The organism is Duffyella sp. Ts4 (assembly GCF_051851875.1).
Classification (GTDB): domain Bacteria; phylum Pseudomonadota; class Gammaproteobacteria; order Enterobacterales; family Enterobacteriaceae; genus Duffyella; species Duffyella gerundensis.
On sequence record NZ_JBLYPN010000027.1, the window covers coordinates 13266 to 32583 of the forward strand.

The following is a 19318-nucleotide window of genomic DNA, read 5'->3' on the forward strand; positions in this document are numbered from 1 at the left end:
CTTATACTGTGTTTAAATCGTTAAACCCGGCTCATGGTGCTTCAGAGTGGTATTCCGCTGACGCTCGGGCATGTTCTTCTTTGGCTGCAGGCTGTGGATCGCGAATAAAAAACGTCAACACTCCGCCAAAGAGATATAAAAGTGAGAATGCGATAACGACGCTCTGCATACTGAACGAAAGGCTGAACATAAAGGTGGCAATAGCAGGCCCGATCAAATTGCCCAATCCACCGCCCAGATTTTGTACGGAAACCGCAGCCCCTTTATGTTTCGGTGCCAGCATCGGAAAGATGGCGCCCATCGGCACAAAAGAGGTGAGCGTCAGTGCCAGCAGCAGCGCGCAGAAGGTGGCGACCAGCATGTTGCCCGGGAAGAACAGCGGCAGAAAACAGAAAGCAGTCGTGGTAATGGCACTACCAAAAAAGCCAAACCAGCGCATCTGATAAATCCAGCCTATGCGGTCACCAATAATTCCCCACAGCACGTTGGTCACCGGTTGCACAAGAAAGAAAATCCCCCAAATCCATGCCCATTGCTCTGAGGTATAGCCTGCTTCTTTGGTAAACAAAATCGGCATAAAGATGGGAAAGCCAAAAAGCGTGACGTTGCAGAGAATGCGCATAATCAACGCCAGTGAAATGCTGACATCTTCAAAAATAAGCGTGATGCCTTTACTTATCTCACCGAATTTTTGGCGCGGCGGCAAAGTCAGTGGCTTTTCCGTATCCTGAGCCGGAGCTTTGACGCAAAAGAAAACGATAATGCCGCCAACCGCAGCAAAGGCTAATGAGAGCCACAGCGTATTGATAAAACCATACAGCGGTACGGTAATTCCCGACAGGAAAGAGGCGGTAATGCCATATCCAATGGTAAACATTGACCAGATCCAACCCGTTGCCGAAGCGAGTCGATGTGCTGGCGTTTGCTGCACAACCAGTACATAAAAACCGTAAAAGAAGAGCGGATAGGCAAAGCCACGCAGACTGTAGCTCAGCAGAATCAGCAGGTAATTATTTCCGGTAATGCCGAACTGGACAAAGATGGTATGTAAGACGATCCAACTCACCACCCCAATTAACATGATCTTTTTAGGGCCGTATATTTCGCTGATGCCGCCCGAAAGCCAGCTTGAAATGGCCGCAGTCAGCGCATAAAGCGTGAAAACCAGGGAGATCTCTTTTTCACCGTATCCGGCGTCAAACAGATAACGCGACAGATAAGCCAGTTCGATGCCATCACCGGTCATAAATATGGCGATAGCCACATAGCCCCAAAACAGGGATATCGGCATGCCGAAAATAACCCGTGACTGTCCGGATGCCCGATTTTCTTTAATTACATTCATAAGTCGATCCCCATAAGCAGGTTATGCAAAGGATCGCGTTGAGTTGATGTCTCATCTGCGTTTCCCTTTTCATTGCGATGTGTAGCTGGCTGAAATCAGTCAGCGCTAAGCGCAGATGAAAATGTCACAGAGTGGAATTAAAAACGTTGGCATCATTGCCAGCAGAATTAAATGAACGGCAATAATGTGAAGATCATGTGGTGTTGTGCGGCATTTTTGCAGAGTGTCAATAAAGTCTGAAAAGCGTTGATTAGTGCCAGATAGCGCCAGAAGGAGAAAAATGAATGGGCATGTTGAAGTGAAAAGAAGTTCCGAAAGAGGCAAACGTTGGTTAAAAGTCCGTGCAGCAGCCATAAAAAAAGCGGAGGCATCAGCCACCGCTCTTTGTGTTATTTAAAGAAATGTAAACGATTACTCGCGGAACAGCGCTTCAATGCTCAGACCCTGTGCCTGAAGAATCTCACGCAGACGGCGCAGACCTTCAACCTGAATCTGACGAACGCGCTCGCGGGTCAGGCCGATTTCGCGACCCACATCTTCCAGCGTAGCAGCTTCATAACCAAGCAAACCGAAACGACGTGCCAGAACTTCGCGCTGCTTAGCGTTCAGTTCAAACAGCCACTTAACGATGCTCTGTTTCATGTCATCGTCCTGCGTGGTGTCTTCCGGACCGTTGTCTTTCTCATCGGCCAGAATATCCAGCAGCGCTTTCTCTGAGTCACCACCCAGCGGCGTGTCTACCGAAGTAATACGTTCGTTGAGACGCAGCATACGGCTGACATCCTCAACCGGTTTATCGAGCTGCTCCGCGATCTCTTCGGCACTTGGCTCATGATCAAGCTTGTGCGAAAGCTCACGCGCAGTACGCAGATAAACATTCAGTTCTTTAACAATGTGAATCGGCAGGCGGATGGTACGGGTTTGATTCATGATCGCCCGTTCAATCGTCTGACGAATCCACCAGGTAGCGTAAGTCGAGAAACGGAACCCTCTTTCCGGGTCAAACTTCTCAACGGCGCGGATTAAACCCAGGTTACCTTCTTCAATCAGGTCAAGCAGTGCCAGACCACGATTGCTGTAACGGCGGGCAATCTTCACTACCAAGCGTAAGTTACTCTCAATCATGCGACGGCGTGATGGCACGTCGCCACGAAGTGCGCGTCGGGCAAAGAAAACTTCTTCCTCTGCCGTCAGAAGCGGAGAATAGCCGATCTCACCGAGATAAAGCTGAGTTGCATCGAGCACACGTTGTGTCGCGCCCTGTGATAGCAACTCTTCTTCAGCTACATCGTTATCACCAGGTTCGTTTTCGACAAGAGCCTTCTCATCAAAAATCTCAGCTCCGTTCTCATCGAACTCCGCGTCTTCATGTGACTGGTTAACTTTTAGCGTATTCTGGTTCATAAGCGGCTCCTACCCGTGATCCAACAGCAAAGCACTATGGCTCTGCTGGATTATCGCTGCGGCAAATAACGCAACGGGTTTACGGATTTCCCCTTGTAACGAATTTCAAAATGTAATCTTACTGAACTTGTGCCCGTACTGCCCATGGTAGCAATCTTCTGACCGGCTTTAACATCCTGTTGCTCCCGGACCAGCATGGAATCGTTATGAGCATAAGCACTCAGGTAATCGTCGTTATGTTTAATAATGATTAAGTTACCGTAGCCTCGCAAAGCGTTGCCTGCATATACCACACGCCCGGAGGCGGTGGCGACAACAGGTTGCCCACGAGAACCAGCGATATCGATCCCTTTGTTTCCACCTTCTGAGGAGGAGAAGTTATCGATGATCTTGCCGTCGGTTGGCCAACGCCAGCTTCCCACGGGCGTTGAACTGGTTGTTGTGCTGCTAACCGTCGGCGGAGCGGTAACCGGAACTGTCGTCGAAGCAACATTTGTTCCTGACGATGGCAACATTCTGCCACCAGTAGATTTACCTGAATCCTCAGAATACGTAATTACGGGTTGCTGTGCAACAGCTGTTGGTTTGTTTTGCGGCTGAACCGGTACGGTATTTTGCGTTGCATCTGCTGCGGTTACCGTATTGCCTCCGGTAATCGGCTGACCGGTGCCATTGCTGACCTGCAAGGTCTGTCCGACGCTCAGCGCATAAGGGGTTGGCAGGTTGTTACGCTGCGCCAGATCGCGGTAATCATTGCCGGTAATCCAGGCGATATAGAACAGCGTATCGCCGTGTTTAACGGTATAGGTATTGTTGCCGTAGCTACCTTTCGGAATATTCTGGTAACTGCGATTGTACACAATACGACCATTATCCGTGGACATATTGCTGTTCTGTGGCGCGGTAGTCATAGGCGTGCTGCGCGGAGCAGAATTAGTCATCATGCCGCTGCGTGGTTGCGCAGGCACCGTGCCGTTCATCATGCCGCCGCTGGACTGCACTGGCGCAGAAGCGCCGCCGCTCATGGCATTATCGCCGTTACCGCCAACCTGGCTGATAGGAGCCTGGGTATTGTCACCAGAAGAACATCCCGTCAACCAACATCCAATCAGTGAAACCGCCGCAATTCGGCGCAAAGTAAATAGTGGGCTTCCCGTGCTCATTAATCCCCCGTGTAGCAAAACGATATTGAATGCGGTTTCAGCGCCGCGAGAAAGGTAAGTGCAGCGCGCTCAATCTACAACAGGTAGATGAGAAGAAGAGATACTAGCAATATCGCACCACGGGTGCCATGAGTCAGTTGTATAGAAATGCTTTTAGGCGTTAAGAATGAAGAGGATTATGCCAGTTCGCCCCTCACCAGCGGGACAAAGCGCACAGGTTCGATAATATCTGCCAGGAATTCATCGCCAGCGCGACGAATACGCTGCAGTACCTGCTGGTCTTCACCGACCGGCAGCACCAGAATGCCGCCATCATCGAGTTGCGCCATTAAATCATGCGGAATTTCAGGCGGTGCGGCGGTAACGATAATCGCATCAAACGGCCCGCGCGCCGCCCAGCCCTGCCAGCCGTCACCATGACGCGTGGACACATTATGCAGATCGAGCTGCTTGAGCCGACGCTTCGCCTGCCACTGTAAGCCCTTAATCCGCTCCACTGAGCAGACATGCTCGACCAGGTGCGCCAGAATGGCGGTCTGGTAGCCAGAGCCGGTGCCAATCTCCAATACGCGCGATGTTGGCTTCAGCTCCAGCAGTTCGGTCATTTTCGCTACCATGTAAGGCTGCGAAATGGTCTGGCCGGAGCCGATCGGCAGCGCCACATTTTCCCAGGCTTTGTGCTCAAACGCCTCATCGACAAATTTCTCACGCGGCACATCACCGATAGCCAGCAACAGGCGCTCATCGTGAATGCCCTGCGCGCGCAGCTGGGTCAGCAGCGTTTCGATGCGTTTACTCACCATTTTTTGTCGACTCCGGCAACATCCAGCCAGTCAGCCACCACCTGTTGAGCACCGTGCGCAGTCAAATCAACATGCAGTGCGGTTACCGATACATAGCCCTCATCAACCGCAGCGAAGTCGGTGTCGGGGCCAGCATCCTGCTGCGCGCCGGGTGGGCCGATCCAGTAAAGCGTTTCGCCACGCGGATCCTGCTGTGGAATCACCTGATCGGCGGGATGGCGGCTGCCACAACGGGTAACACGAATGCCTTTAATCTGATCCAGCGGCAAATCCGGCACGTTGATGTTCAGAATGCGCCCGGTGCGCAGCGGCGTTTGCTGTAGCGCCTTCAACAGTGAGCAGGTCACCGCCGCGGCGGTGTCATAATGCTGATGGCCATTGAGAGATACTGCCAACGCTGGCAAGCCGAGATGGCGCCCTTCCATGGCGGCGGCCACCGTGCCGGAGTAGATCACATCATCGCCGAGGTTAGGCCCGGCATTGATGCCCGAAACCACAATGTCTGGCCGCGGGCGCATCAGCGTATTCACGCCTAAAAACACGCAGTCGGTTGGGGTACCGTTTTGCACAGCAATATCGCCATTCGGATAGCTGAACGTGCGCAGTGCGGTTTCCAGCGTCAGTGAATTGGATGCGCCACTGCGATTGCGATCGGGCGCCACGATTTGCACCTCCGCAATCGCAGACAGCGCTTTCGCCAGTGTCTGAATGCCCGGTGCATGAATGCCATCATCATTGCTCAGCAAAATTCGCATCAAATTCCAACCTTAACCCTAATCGCCAGACAGCACAGACAGCAAGCTGTTGTGTTTGCAGCAATTTAGTGTGCTTATTTCGTCACAGCAGAAATGTAAAGATAATGGCATTCTAGCGGGCGGCGTCGGGAAGTGGTAGACGTAATTAGACTATTCATTGTGACAGACGGTGGCCCTGCGGAAAAAAGGACCACCGAACTCAGGTGTTTACTCATCCACCTCGGACGCCGGGGCATTCACCAGCTCGCGGACTACCGCGGTGGCAAAACTGCCAGCCGGTAGCCAGAAACTCAACTCCAGCGTGGCATCGTCCCACCAGCGCCACTGAAAATCGCCTGGCACCACCAGCATCGCACGACGCGCTGCTTCCACCCTCTCGCGCTGCAACAGCGCCAGCAATTCGCCTTCGGCAGCGAGACACTGCTGCTCAAACAGCAGCGCGCTGTCGGTAGTACCGGCGTTGCCGCTGCCAGGCAACGGCGCGGTAATGCGCAGCTCATGTTGCTCTACGCGCTGTTGCAGCGCGGGCAGCTCTTCCTGCTGTGCGACAAACCAGCTGCCGCGGCCGGTAAGCTGCAACGCATCGCCATTTACTACCTGCATCAGGCCGAGCTGCTGCAGCCGATCGCTGGTGACCTGATTGAACATGGCGCTGCGGGCAGCCGAGAGGAAAAAGCTGCGTTTAGGACGTTCACGCACCTGAATCTCATTGCGCGCCCAGCGCTGCGCCATCAGCACATTATTGCCGCCGTGGCCAAAGCGCTGCGGACCGAAATAGTTGGGCACGCCCGCCTGCTCAATCTGCTTTAATCTGGACTCAACGTCAGCGCGATCGCCAATCTGGCGAATCATCAGCCGAAAACGGTTTCCCGCCAGCGCACCCGTACGAATTTTACGGCGGTGACGATCGACCTGCAGAATATCGACGCCTTCCAGCACAAAGCCGCTCATTACCGGCATATCTTTACCCGGCACGCGCAGGCAAAAGGTCTGTTCGGTAACGGCATGGCGATCTTTCATGCCAGCAAAGCTGACATCACGCGGATGAATACCAACAAATTTCGCCAGCGCATCCGCCACAAAGCGGGTATTGCAGCCGGTTTTTCGCAGGCGCACCAGCAGCTGTTCGCCATCGCCGTCCGGCTGATAGCCCAAGTCTTCCACCACCACGAAATCGTCTGCGCTGGTTTTAAGCTGGCCGCTGCCCGCAGGTTGCCCGTGCAGCCAGCCCAGTTGCGCCATATTCATTATGCGTCAGCCTTGAAAATCAGCGCCACTGCCTCGCAGGCGATCCCTTCGCCACGACCGGTAAAGCCCAGCTTCTCGGTGGTGGTGGCTTTGACATTGACGTCATCCATGTGGCAGCCCAGATCTTCGGCAATGTTGATGCGCATCTGCGGCACGTGCGGCAGCATTTTCGGCGCCTGCGCAATAATGGTCACATCGACGTTGCCCAGGCGATAGCCTTTTGCGGCAATACGTCGCCAGGCTTCACGCAGCAGGCCGCGGCTGTCAGCACCTTTGAAAGCGGGATCGGTATCGGGGAAAAGCTTGCCAATATCCCCCATCGCCGCGGCGCCCAGCAGCGCGTCGGTCAGCGCATGCAGCGCCACATCGCCATCTGAGTGCGCAATAAAACCGTGCTCAAAAGGAATGCGCACGCCGCCAATAACCAGCGGGCCTTCGCCACCAAAAGCGTGCACATCAAAACCCTGTCCGATACGCATCATGCGCTCTCCTTATTGGATAATTCTGTCAGATAGAAATTCGCCAGTGCCAAATCTTCCGGCCGCGTGACTTTGATATTGTCACTGCGTCCGACCACCAGCTCCGGATGATAACCACAATATTCCAGCGCCGAGGCTTCATCGGTGATGATGGCACCTTCCTGCAGTGCGCGCGTCAGGCAGCTGCGCAGCAGCTCAAGCGGAAACAGCTGCGGCGTCAGCGCATGCCACAGATCGTTACGTTCCACGGTATGGGCAATCGCGGCCTGACCCGGCTCCGAGCGCTTCATGGTGTCACGCACCGGCGCGGCCAGAATGCCGCCGGTTTTACTGTGATGGGTAATCGCCAGCAGGCGCGTCAGATCGTCCTGATGCAGACAGGGCCGCGCCGCGTCATGCACCAGTACCCAGTGATAACCGGCCGCCATCTGCAGGCCCGCCAGCACAGAGTCAGCGCGCTCTGAACCGCCAGTGACCACTATAATGCGCGGATCCTGCGCCAGCGGCAGCTGCGGAAACCAGCGATCCTGCGGGCTGATGGCCACGATGATCTGTTTCACCGCGGGGACTGCCAGCAGGCTATGAATGCTGTGTTCGAGGATCGTACGCTGGCCGATGCGCAGGTACTGTTTAGGATGTTCCGCTTGCATGCGGCTGCCGATGCCAGCTGCCGGAACCACGGCAATGACATCAGGAAAGGTGGTGTTGTTGGTCATTAGCGTTGTTGGCTTTGCGCTGATTGCTGCGCATTACGTCGATTCTGGTCAGGCACCAGACGATAGAAAGTCTCACCGGGCTTAATCATGCCCAGTTCGTTACGTGCGCGCTCCTCAATGGCTTCCGAACCGCCGTTGAGATCGTCGATTTCAGCAAACAACTGATCGTTTCGCGCTTTAAGTTTGGCGTTATTCGCCTGTTGAACCGCAACGTCATCATTGACGCGCGTATAATCGTGCAGGCCGTTCTTGCCCAGCCAGAGCGAATATTGCAGCCAGCCAAGTAGAGCAAGTAACAGCAGCGTCAGTTTTCCCATGACCGCCCCCTGAAAAACGGCCCAATCATCCCATAACTTTACACAGGACTCCACTACGACGGTGAAATAGAGTGGCTTTCACAGCGGGGAAGTAAAAAGAGGCGAAAGATCTTGTAACCAGCGGTCGCGTTTCCACATCGCTTCCACCGCTTACCAGCCAGAGAGAAAGGTAAACAGCAGCCAGAACAGGCACACCACCACCACAGCGGTAGAGACCAGCGTCCACAGCAGACGGCCACGCAGCATCAGGCTCAGCGCAATGCCGATCAGCACCGATACCGGCAACAGCGCCAGAAAAAATGGCCAGGTGTAGAGGAAGAAAAACAGCGTATTAGAACCGTAGATCAGGAAAGGCAGTGCCAGCGCACACCAGTAGGATACAAAGCCGATAACGCCGCCGGGAAAGGACCATACGGGGTCTTCCGGTTCGCGGTCCTCTTTACGTGCCAACAAGGGAGTAATGTTTTGCATAGGTATCCTGTAGACGCTGGTAACGGCCCGCCAGACGGAAGCGAGCCGTGACTGACTCAGGATGGGATGATATCGCGGTCTCGCAGTAGATCTAACACTTGTGTGGCTAATTTTGTTACCAATTGTTCGCCATCCAGATGAATATCTGCCTGCTCTGGCGCCTCATAAACTGCATCGATGCCGGTAAAATTACGCAGCTCGCCAGCGCGCGCTTTTTTGTACAGCCCTTTGGGATCACGCGCTTCGCAGATCGCCAACGGCGTATCGACAAACACTTCAATAAACTGGCCATCGTCGAGCGTGTCACGCACCATCTGGCGCTCGGCCCGATGCGGCGAGATAAACGCCGTCAGCACCACCAGCCCGGCATCCACCATCAGCTTTGCCACTTCACCGACACGACGAATATTCTCTTTGCGATCGGCGTCGCTGAAGCCAAGATCGCTGCACAGGCCATGACGTACGTTATCGCCATCCAGCAGATAGCTGCTGACGCCCGCCTGATGCAGCGCCTCTTCAACCGCACCGGCAACGGTGGATTTCCCCGAGCCCGAGAGCCCGGTAAACCACAGCACCACGCCGCGGTGCCCGTGCTGCTGCTCACGGGCGTCGCGCGTCACCGGGTGCGCATGCCAGACAACATTTTCGTCATGCTGCGCCATCAGTTGCCGCCCAGCAGATCGCGTGCGTTCCAGTGCGGGAAATGACGGCGCACCAGCGCGTTCAACTCCAGCTCAAACGCGCTGAACTCGCCGCTATGGCTGCTCTCTCCGCCCTGCTGCGGTTCACGGATCATGCCCGCACCCACGGTGACATTGGTCAGGCGATCGATAAAGATCAGGCCGCCGGTTACCGGGTTTTGCTGATAAGGATCCAGCACCATCGGCTCATCAAAGGTGAGATTAACCAGGCCGATGCCGTTCAGCGGCAGGCTGCTGGCGTCGTGCTTCTCCAGCGAGTTAATCTCAACCTGATGGGAAATGCTTTCCACCCGGGCGCGTGCTTTCTTGCCTGCGACCTTGATATCGAAACTTTGGCCCGGCGTCAGCGCTTTTTCCGCCATCCACACCACATCCACTGAGGCCGCCTGCACCGCATTCAATGCCGTTGCCGCATCCACCAGCAGATCGCCACGACTGATATCGACTTCATCGTTCAACACCAGGGTAATCGCCTCGCCCGCCGCCGCTTCCTGCAGATCACCGTCAAAGGTGACAATACGCGCCACGCTTGATTCCACACCCGATGGCAGCACCTTCACGCGCTGACCGACACGCACCGTTCCCGAGGCCAGCGTACCGGCATAGCCGCGGAAATCGAGGTTAGGACGGTTGACGTACTGCACCGGGAAGCGCATCGACTGTGCTTCAACAATGCGCTTCACTTCTACCGTTTCCAGCACGTCGAGCAGCGTTGGGCCGCTATACCAATTCATGGTGGTGCTCTGCGTTGCCACGTTATCGCCTTCCAGCGCGGACATCGGCACAAAGCGAATGTCGAGATCGCCCGGCAGCTGCTCGGCAAAGTCGAGATAATCCTGTTTGATCTGCTCAAAGCGATCCTGGCTGTACTCCACCAGATCCATCTTGTTAATCGCCACGATCAGATGCTTGATGCCCAGCAGCGTTGAGATAAAGCTGTGGCGACGCGTCTGATCCAGCACGCCTTTACGCGCATCGATCAGCAGAATAGCCAAATCGCAGGTTGACGCGCCGGTGGCCATGTTGCGGGTATATTGCTCGTGTCCCGGCGTGTCAGCGATGATAAATTTACGCTTTTCGGTAGAGAAATAGCGGTACGCCACGTCGATAGTAATGCCCTGCTCGCGTTCGGCCTGCAGGCCATCTACCAACAGCGCCAGATCCAGTTTCTCGCCCTGCGTACCGTGACGCTTGCTGTCGGTTTGCAGCGAAGAGAGCTGGTCTTCATAGATTTGCCGCGTGTCATGCAGCAGGCGACCAATCAGCGTGCTTTTACCATCATCGACGCTGCCGCAGGTCAGAAAACGCAGCAGGCTTTTATGTTGTTGTGCGGTCAGCCAGGCTTCGACGCCGCCCTGATCGGCAATTTGTTGTGCAATAACGTTATTCATCTGGCGTCTCCTTAGAAGTAACCCTGGCGTTTCTTAAGCTCCATCGAGCCCGCCTGATCGCGATCGATCATCCTGCCCTGACGCTCACTGGTGGTGGAAACCAGCATCTCTTCGATGATGCCCGGCAGCGTCTGTGCTTCCGATTCCACCGCACCGGTTAATGGCCAGCAGCCCAGCGTGCGGAAACGCACCATACGTTGCTCGATCACTTCACCAGGCTGCAGATCGATACGATCGTCATCAATCATCATCAACATGCCGTCGCGCTCCAGCACCGGGCGCGGAGCCGCCAGGTAAAGTGGCACGATCTCAATGTTTTCCAGAAAGATGTACTGCCAGATATCCAGTTCGGTCCAGTTGGAGAGCGGGAACACGCGGATGCTCTCGCCTTTATTCACCTGGCCGTTGTAGTTGTGCCACAGCTCCGGACGCTGGTTTTTTGGATCCCAGCGGTGGAAGCGATCGCGGAACGAATAGATGCGCTCTTTGGCACGCGATTTTTCTTCATCGCGGCGGGCACCACCAAACGCAGCATCAAACCCGTATTTATCCAGCGCCTGCTTCAGCCCTTCGGTTTTCATGATATCGGTGTGCTTGGCGCTGCCGTGCACAAAGGGGTTAATGCCCATTGCCACGCCTTCCGGATTGCGGTGCACCAGCAGCTCAGCGCCGATGTTTTTCACCGTGCGATCGCGGAACTCGTACATCTCACGGAATTTCCAGCCGGTATCAACGTGCAGCAGAGGAAACGGCAGCGCGCCGGGGAAAAAGGCTTTGCGCGCCAGATGCAGCATCACCGATGAGTCTTTGCCGATGGAATACATCATCACCGGATTACTGAACTCCGCCGCGACTTCGCGGATGATATGCATGCTTTCCGCCTCAAGCTGGCGCAAATGGGTGAGTCGTTTTTGGTCCATAATTTTTCCTCAAGCCAAAGTGACAACAGCGGACTCGCGGACCACCTGCTGTGCAGAATGTTGATACCAGGCCAGCTGCTGATGCAAATTGACCACTTCGCCAATCACCAATAGCGCTGGCGTGGGAGCTGAACGAGCCAGCTCATCTAATTGTTCGAGCGTGCCGATCAGCACCTGCTGATCCTGACGCGTGCCGCGGCCAATCACCGCGATCGGCGTGGAGGCGCTGCGTCCATGGGCAATCAGCTGCGCGCTGATTTCAGCCGCTTTCACCGTGCCCATGTAAATCGCCAGCGTTTGCCGCGCTCTGGCCAGCGATGGCCAGTCGATGCCATCGCCATCAGGGCGGCAATGGCCGGTAATGAAAAGTACGCTCTGCGCGTGATCGCGATGGGTCAGCGGAATACCGGCGTAGGCGGTTGCACCTGCGGCCGCGGTGATGCCCGGCACCACCTGAAAAGGAATACCTGCCTGCTGTGCCGCCTGCAGCTCTTCGCCGCCGCGGCCAAAGATAAAGGGATCGCCGCCTTTCAGACGCACAACCCGTTTGCCTTTCAGCGCCAGCGACACCAGCAGCTGATTAGTCTCTTCCTGCGGTACCGAATGCGCACCGGCACGTTTACCGACGCAAATACGATCGGCATCGCGACGGACCAGATCGAGCACTTCGTCGCTGACCAGATGATCGTAAAGCACCACGTCTGCCAGCTGCATCACCTGCAAACCGCGCAGCGTCAGCAAACCGGCATCGCCTGGCCCGGCACCGACAAGAATGATTTCACCCTGCTGTTGTCCCGGCGATTCCAGCTCTGCGGCCAGTGTCTGTTCCGCGCCCTGCACGTTGCCCGCCGCCATCTGGCTGGCGAACAGGCCGTTAAACGCCCGCTCCCAGAAACGGCGACGATCGGACATTTTGCTGAAGCGGGCTTTAACCCGGTTACGCCAGCTTCCCGCCACCTCAGCCATCTGGCCAAGGTTGGCAGGCAACAGCGCTTCCAGTTTTTCACGCAGCATGCGCGCCAGAACCGGTGCCGTGCCGCTGGAGGAGATCGCCACCACTAACGGCGAGCGATCAACAATCGACGGAAAGATAAAGGTACATTTCGGTTGGTCATCCACCACGTTTACCAGGCGATAACGCTGGTTCGCGGCGTCAAAAACGCGGGCGTTCAATGCGCTGTCGTCGGTGGCAGCGATCACCAGGAAGACGTGATCCAGCTGCGCCTCATCAAACTCCTTTGCCAGCCAGGTTAGCTGCTGTTCGTCTGCCAGCGCCTGCAGTTCCGGGCAGAGTTCGCGTGCAGCAATCAACACCTTCGCGCCAGCCCGGCGTAACAGTTCAATCTTGCGGGACGCAATATCGCCGCCACCGACAACCAGCACCGGCTTTTCTTTCAGCTCGGCAAATATTGGCAGATAGTCCACGTCAACCTTTCTATTTATCAGGATTACAAAACTGTATGCGACTATACGTCTCAGCTCTCAACGAGATGAAATTACCAATTAGAATGAGTAGTTCCCAAATGGAATAACGCCGCGGTATAGCACATGCTTTTTTGTGCTTAAGGAATGATTTATCAACACTTTTTGCTGCATGCAACCGTCAGCCATCCAGGCCAGCGCGGGCACGAATTAGGAATAGCCGGGGGTGCGCGTTGACGCTGAATGGATACACAGCGAAAAAAGCTCGGTTCAGGAAAGCAGGGATAAAAAAAAGGGGCGATCATCGCCCCTGAGGATTCAGCCTTCGTGCAGGCCGCATTCACGCTTCAGCCCGAAGAAGCGCGTCTCTTCTTCGGCCATGCCCGGTTCCCACTTTTTGGTGGTGTGAGTATCACCCACGGAGAGATAGCCTTCCTCCCACAGCGGATGATAGCTCAGGCCATGCTGCTGCAAATATTGATAAACCTGGCGGTTATCCCAGTCAATGATCGGCAGGATCTTGAACACGCCGCGCTGAATGGCGAGCACCGGCAGGTTAGCGCGGCTGCCCGATTGATCGCGGCGCAGACCAGCAAACCAGGTTTGCGCACCCAGCGAGCTTAGCGCGCGATTCATCGGCTCAACTTTATTGATCAGGTTGTACTTCTCGATACCTTCAACGCCCTGCTCCCACAGCTTGCCGTAGCGCGCCTCTTGCCAGGCCGCGGAGTGCTCCGCCTGGTAAACTTTAAGGTTCAGGTTAAGCTTTTCCGTTAGCGCATCGATAAAGCGATAGGTTTCCGGAAACAGGTAGCCGGTATCGGTAAGAATCACCGGAATATCGGGCTTCTGCTGCGTTACCAGATGCAGCGACACCGCCGCCTGAATGCCAAAGCTGGAAGAGAGCACGAACTCGCCGGGCATGTTTTCCAGCGCCCAGCTCACCCGCTCTTCCGCAGAGAGCTTTTCCAGCCGGGCGTTGGTCGCCGCCAGCGCCAGGATACGTTCTACCTTCGGCAGCTGATTGAGCTCTGCCAGATCGCGTAAAGACATGCTTGCCCCCTATTCCCAGAGATCGCGCGCCGGATCGAGCACCGGCCGAATGATACCGGCACGGATGGTGAAATCACCGAAGCCTTCGTCTGCCTCACGCTCGGTTGCCCAGCGTCCCACCAGCTCATTGATGCTGATCAGGATCTCTTCTTCATTGATGTTTTCGCGGTACATCCGCGGAATGCGCGTGCCGATGCGATTGCCACCGATATGCAGGTTGTAGCGGCCTGGCGCTTTACCGACCAGACCGATTTCAGCCAGCATGGCACGGCCACAACCGTTCGGACAACCGGTAACGCGTAACACTATGTGCTCATCGCCCACGCCGTGTTCGTTCATGATCGCCTCAACGCGGGTGACAAAGTCGGGCAGAAAACGCTCCGCTTCCGCCATCGCCAGCGGACAGGTGGGGAAAGCAACGCAGGCCATCGAGTTTTCGCGCTGAGCGGTGACGTTTTCCATCAGGCCGTGACTGCGTGCGATCGCTTCAACCTTCGCTTTTTCGCTTTCCGGCACGCCCGCAACGATCAGGTTCTGATTGGCGGTCAGGCGGAAATCTCCCTGATGAATCTTCGCAATCTCCGCGATGCCGCTTTTCAGTGGGCGATCGGGATAATCGAGCAGGCGACCATTTTCGATAAACAGCGTCAGGTGCCACTGATTGTCGATGCCTTTCACCCAGCCGAAGCGATCGCCACGGGTGGTAAATTCATACGGGCGAATCGGCTCAAAGGTGAAACCGGCGCGCTTCTCAACTTCCGCCTTAAAGGTCTCAACGCCGACGCGCTCCAGCGTATATTTGGTTTTGGCATTTTTACGGTCGGTACGATTTCCCCAGTCGCGCTGGGTCGTCACTACCGCTTCTGCCACCGCCAGGGTTTGATCCAGCGGCAGGAAGCCAAATTCACTTGCGGTACGCGCATAAGTCGCTTTATTTCCGTGCTCCAGCGACAGGCCACCGCCGACCAGCAGGTTAAACCCAATCAGCTTGCCATTTTCAGCAATCGCCACGAAATTCATGTCATTGGCGTGCAGATCGATGTCGTTGTGCGGCGGCACCACTACGGTGGTTTTAAACTTACGCGGCAGGTAGGTTTCACCGAGGATCGGCTCTTTATCGGTGGTAGCAACCTTCTCTTTATCCCACCAAATCTCAGCATAGGCGCGTGTTTGCGGCAGCAGATGCTCAGAGAGTTTCTTCGCCCACTCGTACGCTTCCTGATGCAGCTCCGATTCAATCGGGTTCGACGTACACAGCACGTTGCGGTTTACGTCGTTGGCGGTGGCCAGCGCGTCAAGCCCAACTTCATGCAGCATCTGGTGCGCCGGTTTCACGTTCTTTTTCAGAATGCCGTGAAACTGGAAGGTCTGCCGGTTGGTCAGGCGGATGCTGCCATAAATCGTGTTGTTGGCAGCGAACTTATCGATGGCCAGCCACTGCGTCGGCGTGATGATCCCGCCCGGTAAACGGCAGCGCAGCATCATGGCGTGACGCGGCTCCAGCTTCTGCTCGGCACGTTCGGCGCGAATATCGCGGTCATCCTGCTGATACATACCGTGAAAACGGATCAGCAGAAAGTTATCGCCGGTAAAGCCGCCGGTGAGGCCATTGTCGAGATCCTCAACGATGGTGCCACGTAAATAGTTGCTCTCTTTTTTCAGGCGCTCGGCATCGGAAAGTTTGCCTTCCACCACCAGCGGCCCTGGATGTTTTTCGCTCATTAGTAAACGTCTCGCTGATAGCGGCGCTCAATGCGCAGCTCACTTAAAAACTCGTCCGCTGTTTCGGTGTCCATGCCACCGTATTCAGCTACCACTTCCAGTAATGCCTGCTCAACGTCTTTCGCCATACGATTGGCGTCGCCGCAGACATAAATGTGGGCACCTTCGTTAATCCAGCGCCACACTTCCGCACCTTTTTCGCGGATTTTGTCCTGTACATAAACTTTATGCACCTGATCGCGTGACCAGGCGAGATCGATATGGGTCAACAGCCCCTCTTTTACATAGCGCTGCCATTCCACCTGATAGAGAAAATCTTCGGTGAAATGCGGATTGCCAAAGAACAGCCAGTTTTTACCGCTGGCGCCTTCGCTGTCGCGCTGCTGCATAAAGGCGCGAAACGGCGCGATACCGGTGCCTGGACCAATCATGATTACCGGAGCATCCGGGTTAGCAGGCAGACGGAAGTTATCGTTATGCTCGATGAAGACACGAACATCGCCCTCTTCTTCCAGTCGATCGGCTAGCCAGGTTGATGCGCCGCCGGCACGTTCACGATCGTTGACCTCAAAGCGTACCGCACCCACGGTGATATGCACTTCGCTCTCATTTTCCGCCTGCGACGAAGCGATAGAATAGAGACGCGGTGTTAACGGCCGCAGCAGCTCGGTCAGTTGTTCCGGACGCAGCTCCATCGGCGCGTCACGCACCATATCGACGATCGGCATGGTCTGCGCATAGATCTGTAGCTTGCTTTTATCCGCCGCGATCTCCAGCAGCGCCTCATTGCGCGCCAGCGTGGCGTACTGCTGTACGATTTGCGGCGTGTTTACCGTCAGTTCGTAATGGCACTGCAACGCCCTGGCCAGCGGTAAGGTTTCCCCGTTGACGCTGACCGGCTCATCACCTTTTAACCACAGCAGCTCAACCAGTTCGTTGACCAGCGCCGGATCGTTTTCATACCAGACGCCTAACGCATCGCCTGGCTGATAGCGCAGCCCGGAGTCGCCCAGATCGATTTCGATATGGCGCACATCTTTATCGGAGTTGCGGCCGGTAATCTTCTGGTTAACCGCCAGGCTAGCGGTAAGCGGTGCTTCTTTATTGTAGGGGCTGGTGGCCACTTCATTGACGCTGCCCGTGGCGGCGGTCTGCGCAGGCGCCGCGACCGGCGCACGTTTTTTCAGGATCTCCACCACCGCCTGGCGCCATTTTTCGGCATCGGCAGCGTAATCGACATCGGCGTCAACGCGATCCAGCAGACGTTCGCCCCCCAGCTCAGCGAGCTTGCCATCGACATCTTTTGCCGCCTGGCAGAAGAATTCATAGGAGGTATCGCCCAGCCCAAACACTGCAAACGCCGTGTCGGCGAGCTTCGGCGCCTTTTTCGACAGCAGAAACTTATGCAACGCCACCGCTTCTTCCGGCGGTTCGCCCTCGCCCTGCGTGGAGGTGACAACGACCAGCAGTTTTTCCTGCGCAATCTGCTTGAATTTGTAATCGCCGGCGTTCACCAGATTGACGGTGAGTTTGGCGGCGATCAGGTCATCGCGCAGCTGCTCGGCCACGCGACGGGCGTTGCCGGTCTGCGAGGCCGACAGCAGCGTAATCGCAGGCGCTTCCGCCGCCGGTGCGCTGGTGGCTACCGTGGCACCAGGAGCCTGATTGACCATGCCCCAGAAATAACCGGAGAGCCAGGCGAGTTGCGTGGTGGAAAAGTCGGTGGTTGCCGCCTGTAAACGCGCGAGTTGCTCCGGGTTTAACGGAAGCAGTGAAGCAGGAGGAGCCTGAGTCGTCATTGCGTAGAATTCCGGTGTGTAAAATTGTGGCTTGAGCTGGGAAATGCCAACAGGGTAAACGGCTGCATAATAACGATTAAATAAGGGTTCGACATAATAAATAACCAAAATGACTAAACGCTTTTACCGTTAGGTTATAGTGCTAAAAGTGGTAGAAATTAGGCTTATTAATCAATTGATTAAATTCACACCTGGCGAGGACTACGCTTTAACGGTGGAAACGGGTGCGTCAAAGCGCGCTTTCCGGTAGACTTCGCCGGTTTTTTTAAGAAAAAGGCAGTTAGCATGGCAACCACACTTTTTAAAGATTTCCATTTCGAAGCGGCGCACCATTTACCGCATGTCCCTGAAGGACACAAATGTGGCCGTTTACACGGACACTCGTTTATGGTGCGGATTGAAATTACCGGCGAAGTGGATGCGCATACCGGTTGGGTGATGGATTTTGCCGACTTAAAGGCCGCCTTTAAGCCGATCTACGATCGGCTGGATCACTACTATCTCAACGATATCGCTGGTCTGGAAAACCCAACCAGTGAAGTGTTAGCGCAGTGGATTTGGCAAAACCTCAAGCCAGATTTACCGGAGCTGAGCGCGGTAATGATTAAAGAAACCTGCACCGCGGGCTGTATTTACCGCGGTGAGTAAGCCTGTGGGGCCGCTGTTACCGGCGGCTCCAGCAGGATTCAGGCAATATTCAGGTATTTGTGCGTTTGCATCGACAGCCGCCAGTTGCGGGCAATACAGGTTTCGATGCACAGGCGGGTTGCCGCGTCTTTCTGACTGATAGGCTGCAGCGCAATGATGCGCGACTTGTCATCCTTCAGCGTACTTAACAGCAGTTCCAGCTCATCAATATCGCGCTGCCGCCCCACCGGATGCTTCACCTCATCGGCACGTTGCAACGCCTGCGCAATCACATCATAACCGCCACGCATATTCACTTTCGGTGACACCGTTACCCAGGTCGCGGACGAACAGCGAATCTCATGGGTGCCGCTGGTTTCAATCTGACAGCTAAACCCCGCCTGCTCGAGACTTTCCGTCAGTGGGCGCAGATCGTAAATGGCCGGTTCACCGCCGGTAATCACCACATGACGCGCTGTCCATTGTTGATCGGCAATGGTTTGTAGCAGGGTCGCAGCATCCGCCGATCCCCAGGCGTCGCTCTCTTCCGTTTTGGCCAGAATATCGCCGAGCGCGGTTTCCCGATTGGCCAGCTTATCCCAGGTATGTTTGGTATCGCACCAGCTGCAGCCGACCGGGCATCCTTGCATACGGATAAAGATTGCTGGCACGCCGGTATAGAAACCTTCGCCCTGCAACGTCTGGAACATTTCATTAATCGGGTACTGCATTATCAACTCGCTCGGGAAAAATAAGGGCGCTGATTATGGCAGATCACAGAGTAAGGTCAAAGGTGGATTCGTGGGGTCATAGTGGGGCCGCCGTAACACGGCGGTTGAGATATGCCTTGCAGGCTGGCTATTTAAAGGCCGGACCAACGGCCAGTCAACGGCCAATTCGTTCTGCCTGGCAGGCAGCTCGCTTAAAGGCCAGGTCAACGGCCATTTCGTTCTGCCCTTCGGGCCGCCCGAGCAGGGGCGGC

The 19318-nt window shown here is 55.5% G+C and carries 19 protein-coding genes; 1 reads left to right on the forward strand and 18 read right to left on the reverse strand.

The features are described 5' to 3' along the window. Positions 1-31: 31 nt before the first annotated feature. The 17 genes from ACJY2L_RS20100 to cysJ form a co-directional block, all read right to left on the reverse strand. Positions 32-1345 carry an MFS transporter gene (locus ACJY2L_RS20100; protein ID WP_439213882.1) on the reverse strand — a complete coding sequence of 438 codons (1314 nt, stop codon included), beginning with the start codon at positions 1343-1345 and terminating at the stop codon, positions 32-34. 411 nt (positions 1346-1756) lie between these two features. Further along, positions 1757-2749, reverse strand: coding sequence for an RNA polymerase sigma factor RpoS (gene rpoS, locus ACJY2L_RS20105; protein ID WP_067433193.1), 993 nt, complete (start codon positions 2747-2749; stop codon positions 1757-1759). A gap of 50 nt (positions 2750-2799) precedes the next feature. Continuing rightward, a complete protein-coding gene (gene nlpD, locus ACJY2L_RS20110) occupies positions 2800-3912 on the reverse strand; it encodes a murein hydrolase activator NlpD (RefSeq protein WP_439213881.1) in 1113 nt (370 codons plus the stop codon). Between the two features lie 176 nt (positions 3913-4088). Further along, positions 4089-4715, reverse strand: coding sequence for a protein-L-isoaspartate(D-aspartate) O-methyltransferase (locus ACJY2L_RS20115; RefSeq protein ID WP_439213880.1), 627 nt, complete (start codon positions 4713-4715; stop codon positions 4089-4091). Beyond that, the gene (gene surE, locus ACJY2L_RS20120) at positions 4709-5470 is read right to left on the reverse strand and encodes a 5'/3'-nucleotidase SurE (protein ID WP_067433197.1); all 762 of its coding nucleotides are present in this window, start codon (positions 5468-5470) and stop codon (positions 4709-4711) included. Before surE ends, ACJY2L_RS20115 begins: the two co-directional genes overlap by 7 nt. A 207-nt stretch (positions 5471-5677) precedes the next feature. Next, a complete protein-coding gene (gene truD / locus ACJY2L_RS20125; RefSeq protein WP_439213878.1) occupies positions 5678-6718 on the reverse strand; it encodes a tRNA pseudouridine(13) synthase TruD in 1041 nt (346 codons plus the stop codon). Then, positions 6718-7197, reverse strand: a complete 480-nt coding sequence (ispF, locus tag ACJY2L_RS20130) for a 2-C-methyl-D-erythritol 2,4-cyclodiphosphate synthase (protein WP_067435491.1) — start codon at positions 7195-7197, stop codon at positions 6718-6720. Before ispF ends, truD begins: the two co-directional genes overlap by 1 nt. Beyond that, on the reverse strand, positions 7197-7913 hold the full coding sequence (gene ispD, locus ACJY2L_RS20135; RefSeq protein ID WP_439213877.1) for a 2-C-methyl-D-erythritol 4-phosphate cytidylyltransferase: 717 nt from the start codon (positions 7911-7913) through the stop codon (positions 7197-7199). The genes ispF and ispD overlap by 1 nt, the downstream gene beginning before the upstream one ends. Next, the gene (ftsB, locus tag ACJY2L_RS20140; protein WP_067433205.1) at positions 7913-8230 is read right to left on the reverse strand and encodes a cell division protein FtsB; all 318 of its coding nucleotides are present in this window, start codon (positions 8228-8230) and stop codon (positions 7913-7915) included. The genes ispD and ftsB overlap by 1 nt, the downstream gene beginning before the upstream one ends. A 150-nt stretch (positions 8231-8380) precedes the next feature. Further along, positions 8381-8701 carry a DUF3561 family protein gene (locus ACJY2L_RS20145; protein ID WP_439213876.1) on the reverse strand — a complete coding sequence of 107 codons (321 nt, stop codon included), beginning with the start codon at positions 8699-8701 and terminating at the stop codon, positions 8381-8383. 56 nt (positions 8702-8757) lie between these two features. Beyond that, the gene (gene cysC / locus ACJY2L_RS20150; RefSeq protein WP_187486798.1) at positions 8758-9363 is read right to left on the reverse strand and encodes an adenylyl-sulfate kinase; all 606 of its coding nucleotides are present in this window, start codon (positions 9361-9363) and stop codon (positions 8758-8760) included. After that, entirely contained in the window at positions 9363-10793 is a 1431-nt protein-coding gene (cysN, locus tag ACJY2L_RS20155; RefSeq protein ID WP_187488677.1) for a sulfate adenylyltransferase subunit CysN, read from the reverse strand. Before cysN ends, cysC begins: the two co-directional genes overlap by 1 nt. Positions 10794-10804: 11 nt before the next feature. After that, positions 10805-11713 (reverse strand): sulfate adenylyltransferase subunit CysD, encoded by a 909-nt coding sequence (gene cysD, locus ACJY2L_RS20160; RefSeq protein WP_067433215.1) that lies wholly within the window; start codon positions 11711-11713, stop codon positions 10805-10807. 9 nt (positions 11714-11722) lie between these two features. Beyond that, the gene (gene cysG / locus ACJY2L_RS20165; RefSeq protein ID WP_439213875.1) at positions 11723-13138 is read right to left on the reverse strand and encodes a siroheme synthase CysG; all 1416 of its coding nucleotides are present in this window, start codon (positions 13136-13138) and stop codon (positions 11723-11725) included. A gap of 315 nt (positions 13139-13453) precedes the next feature. After that, positions 13454-14188, reverse strand: a complete 735-nt coding sequence (locus tag ACJY2L_RS20170) for a phosphoadenylyl-sulfate reductase (RefSeq protein WP_187486795.1) — start codon at positions 14186-14188, stop codon at positions 13454-13456. Positions 14189-14197: 9 nt separating this feature from the next. After that, entirely contained in the window at positions 14198-15910 is a 1713-nt protein-coding gene (gene cysI, locus ACJY2L_RS20175; RefSeq protein ID WP_067433223.1) for an assimilatory sulfite reductase (NADPH) hemoprotein subunit, read from the reverse strand. Further along, a complete protein-coding gene (gene cysJ / locus ACJY2L_RS20180) occupies positions 15910-17709 on the reverse strand; it encodes an NADPH-dependent assimilatory sulfite reductase flavoprotein subunit (RefSeq protein ID WP_225701397.1) in 1800 nt (599 codons plus the stop codon). Before cysJ ends, cysI begins: the two co-directional genes overlap by 1 nt. Before the next feature lie 285 nt (positions 17710-17994). Between cysJ and queD the strand changes: the two genes are divergently transcribed. After that, complete coding sequence (gene queD / locus ACJY2L_RS20185; protein ID WP_067433234.1) at positions 17995-18357, forward strand: 6-carboxytetrahydropterin synthase QueD; 363 nt, start codon at positions 17995-17997, stop codon at positions 18355-18357. 38 nt (positions 18358-18395) lie between these two features. On the opposite strand, the gene queE is transcribed toward queD, so the two are convergent. Continuing rightward, the gene (gene queE / locus ACJY2L_RS20190) at positions 18396-19067 is read right to left on the reverse strand and encodes a 7-carboxy-7-deazaguanine synthase QueE (RefSeq protein WP_439213874.1); all 672 of its coding nucleotides are present in this window, start codon (positions 19065-19067) and stop codon (positions 18396-18398) included. Between the last annotated feature and the right edge of the window lie 251 nt (positions 19068-19318).

Bases quoted from the DNA above. Each gene is read 5' to 3' on its own strand.
- ACJY2L_RS20100 (WP_439213882.1), bottom strand. From the start codon at position 1,345: ATGAATGTAATTAAAGAAAATCGGGCATCCGGACAGTCACGGGTTATT.
- rpoS (WP_067433193.1), bottom strand. From the start codon at position 2,749: ATGAACCAGAATACGCTAAAAGTTAACCAGTCACATGAAGACGCGGAG.
- nlpD (WP_439213881.1), bottom strand. From the start codon at position 3,912: ATGAGCACGGGAAGCCCACTATTTACTTTGCGCCGAATTGCGGCGGTT.
- ACJY2L_RS20115 (WP_439213880.1), bottom strand. From the start codon at position 4,715: ATGGTGAGTAAACGCATCGAAACGCTGCTGACCCAGCTGCGCGCGCAG.
- surE (WP_067433197.1), bottom strand. From the start codon at position 5,470: ATGCGAATTTTGCTGAGCAATGATGATGGCATTCATGCACCGGGCATT.
- truD (WP_439213878.1), bottom strand. From the start codon at position 6,718: ATGAATATGGCGCAACTGGGCTGGCTGCACGGGCAACCTGCGGGCAGC.
- ispF (WP_067435491.1), bottom strand. From the start codon at position 7,197: ATGCGTATCGGACAGGGTTTTGATGTGCACGCTTTTGGTGGCGAAGGC.
- ispD (WP_439213877.1), bottom strand. From the start codon at position 7,913: ATGACCAACAACACCACCTTTCCTGATGTCATTGCCGTGGTTCCGGCA.
- ftsB (WP_067433205.1), bottom strand. From the start codon at position 8,230: ATGGGAAAACTGACGCTGCTGTTACTTGCTCTACTTGGCTGGCTGCAA.
- ACJY2L_RS20145 (WP_439213876.1), bottom strand. From the start codon at position 8,701: ATGCAAAACATTACTCCCTTGTTGGCACGTAAAGAGGACCGCGAACCG.
- cysC (WP_187486798.1), bottom strand. From the start codon at position 9,363: ATGGCGCAGCATGACGAAAATGTTGTCTGGCATGCGCACCCGGTGACG.
- cysN (WP_187488677.1), bottom strand. From the start codon at position 10,793: ATGAATAACGTTATTGCACAACAAATTGCCGATCAGGGCGGCGTCGAA.
- cysD (WP_067433215.1), bottom strand. From the start codon at position 11,713: ATGGACCAAAAACGACTCACCCATTTGCGCCAGCTTGAGGCGGAAAGC.
- ACJY2L_RS20170 (WP_187486795.1), bottom strand. From the start codon at position 14,188: ATGTCTTTACGCGATCTGGCAGAGCTCAATCAGCTGCCGAAGGTAGAA.
- cysI (WP_067433223.1), bottom strand. From the start codon at position 15,910: ATGAGCGAAAAACATCCAGGGCCGCTGGTGGTGGAAGGCAAACTTTCC.
- cysJ (WP_225701397.1), bottom strand. From the start codon at position 17,709: ATGACGACTCAGGCTCCTCCTGCTTCACTGCTTCCGTTAAACCCGGAG.
- queD (WP_067433234.1), top strand. From the start codon at position 17,995: ATGGCAACCACACTTTTTAAAGATTTCCATTTCGAAGCGGCGCACCAT.
- queE (WP_439213874.1), bottom strand. From the start codon at position 19,067: ATGCAGTACCCGATTAATGAAATGTTCCAGACGTTGCAGGGCGAAGGT.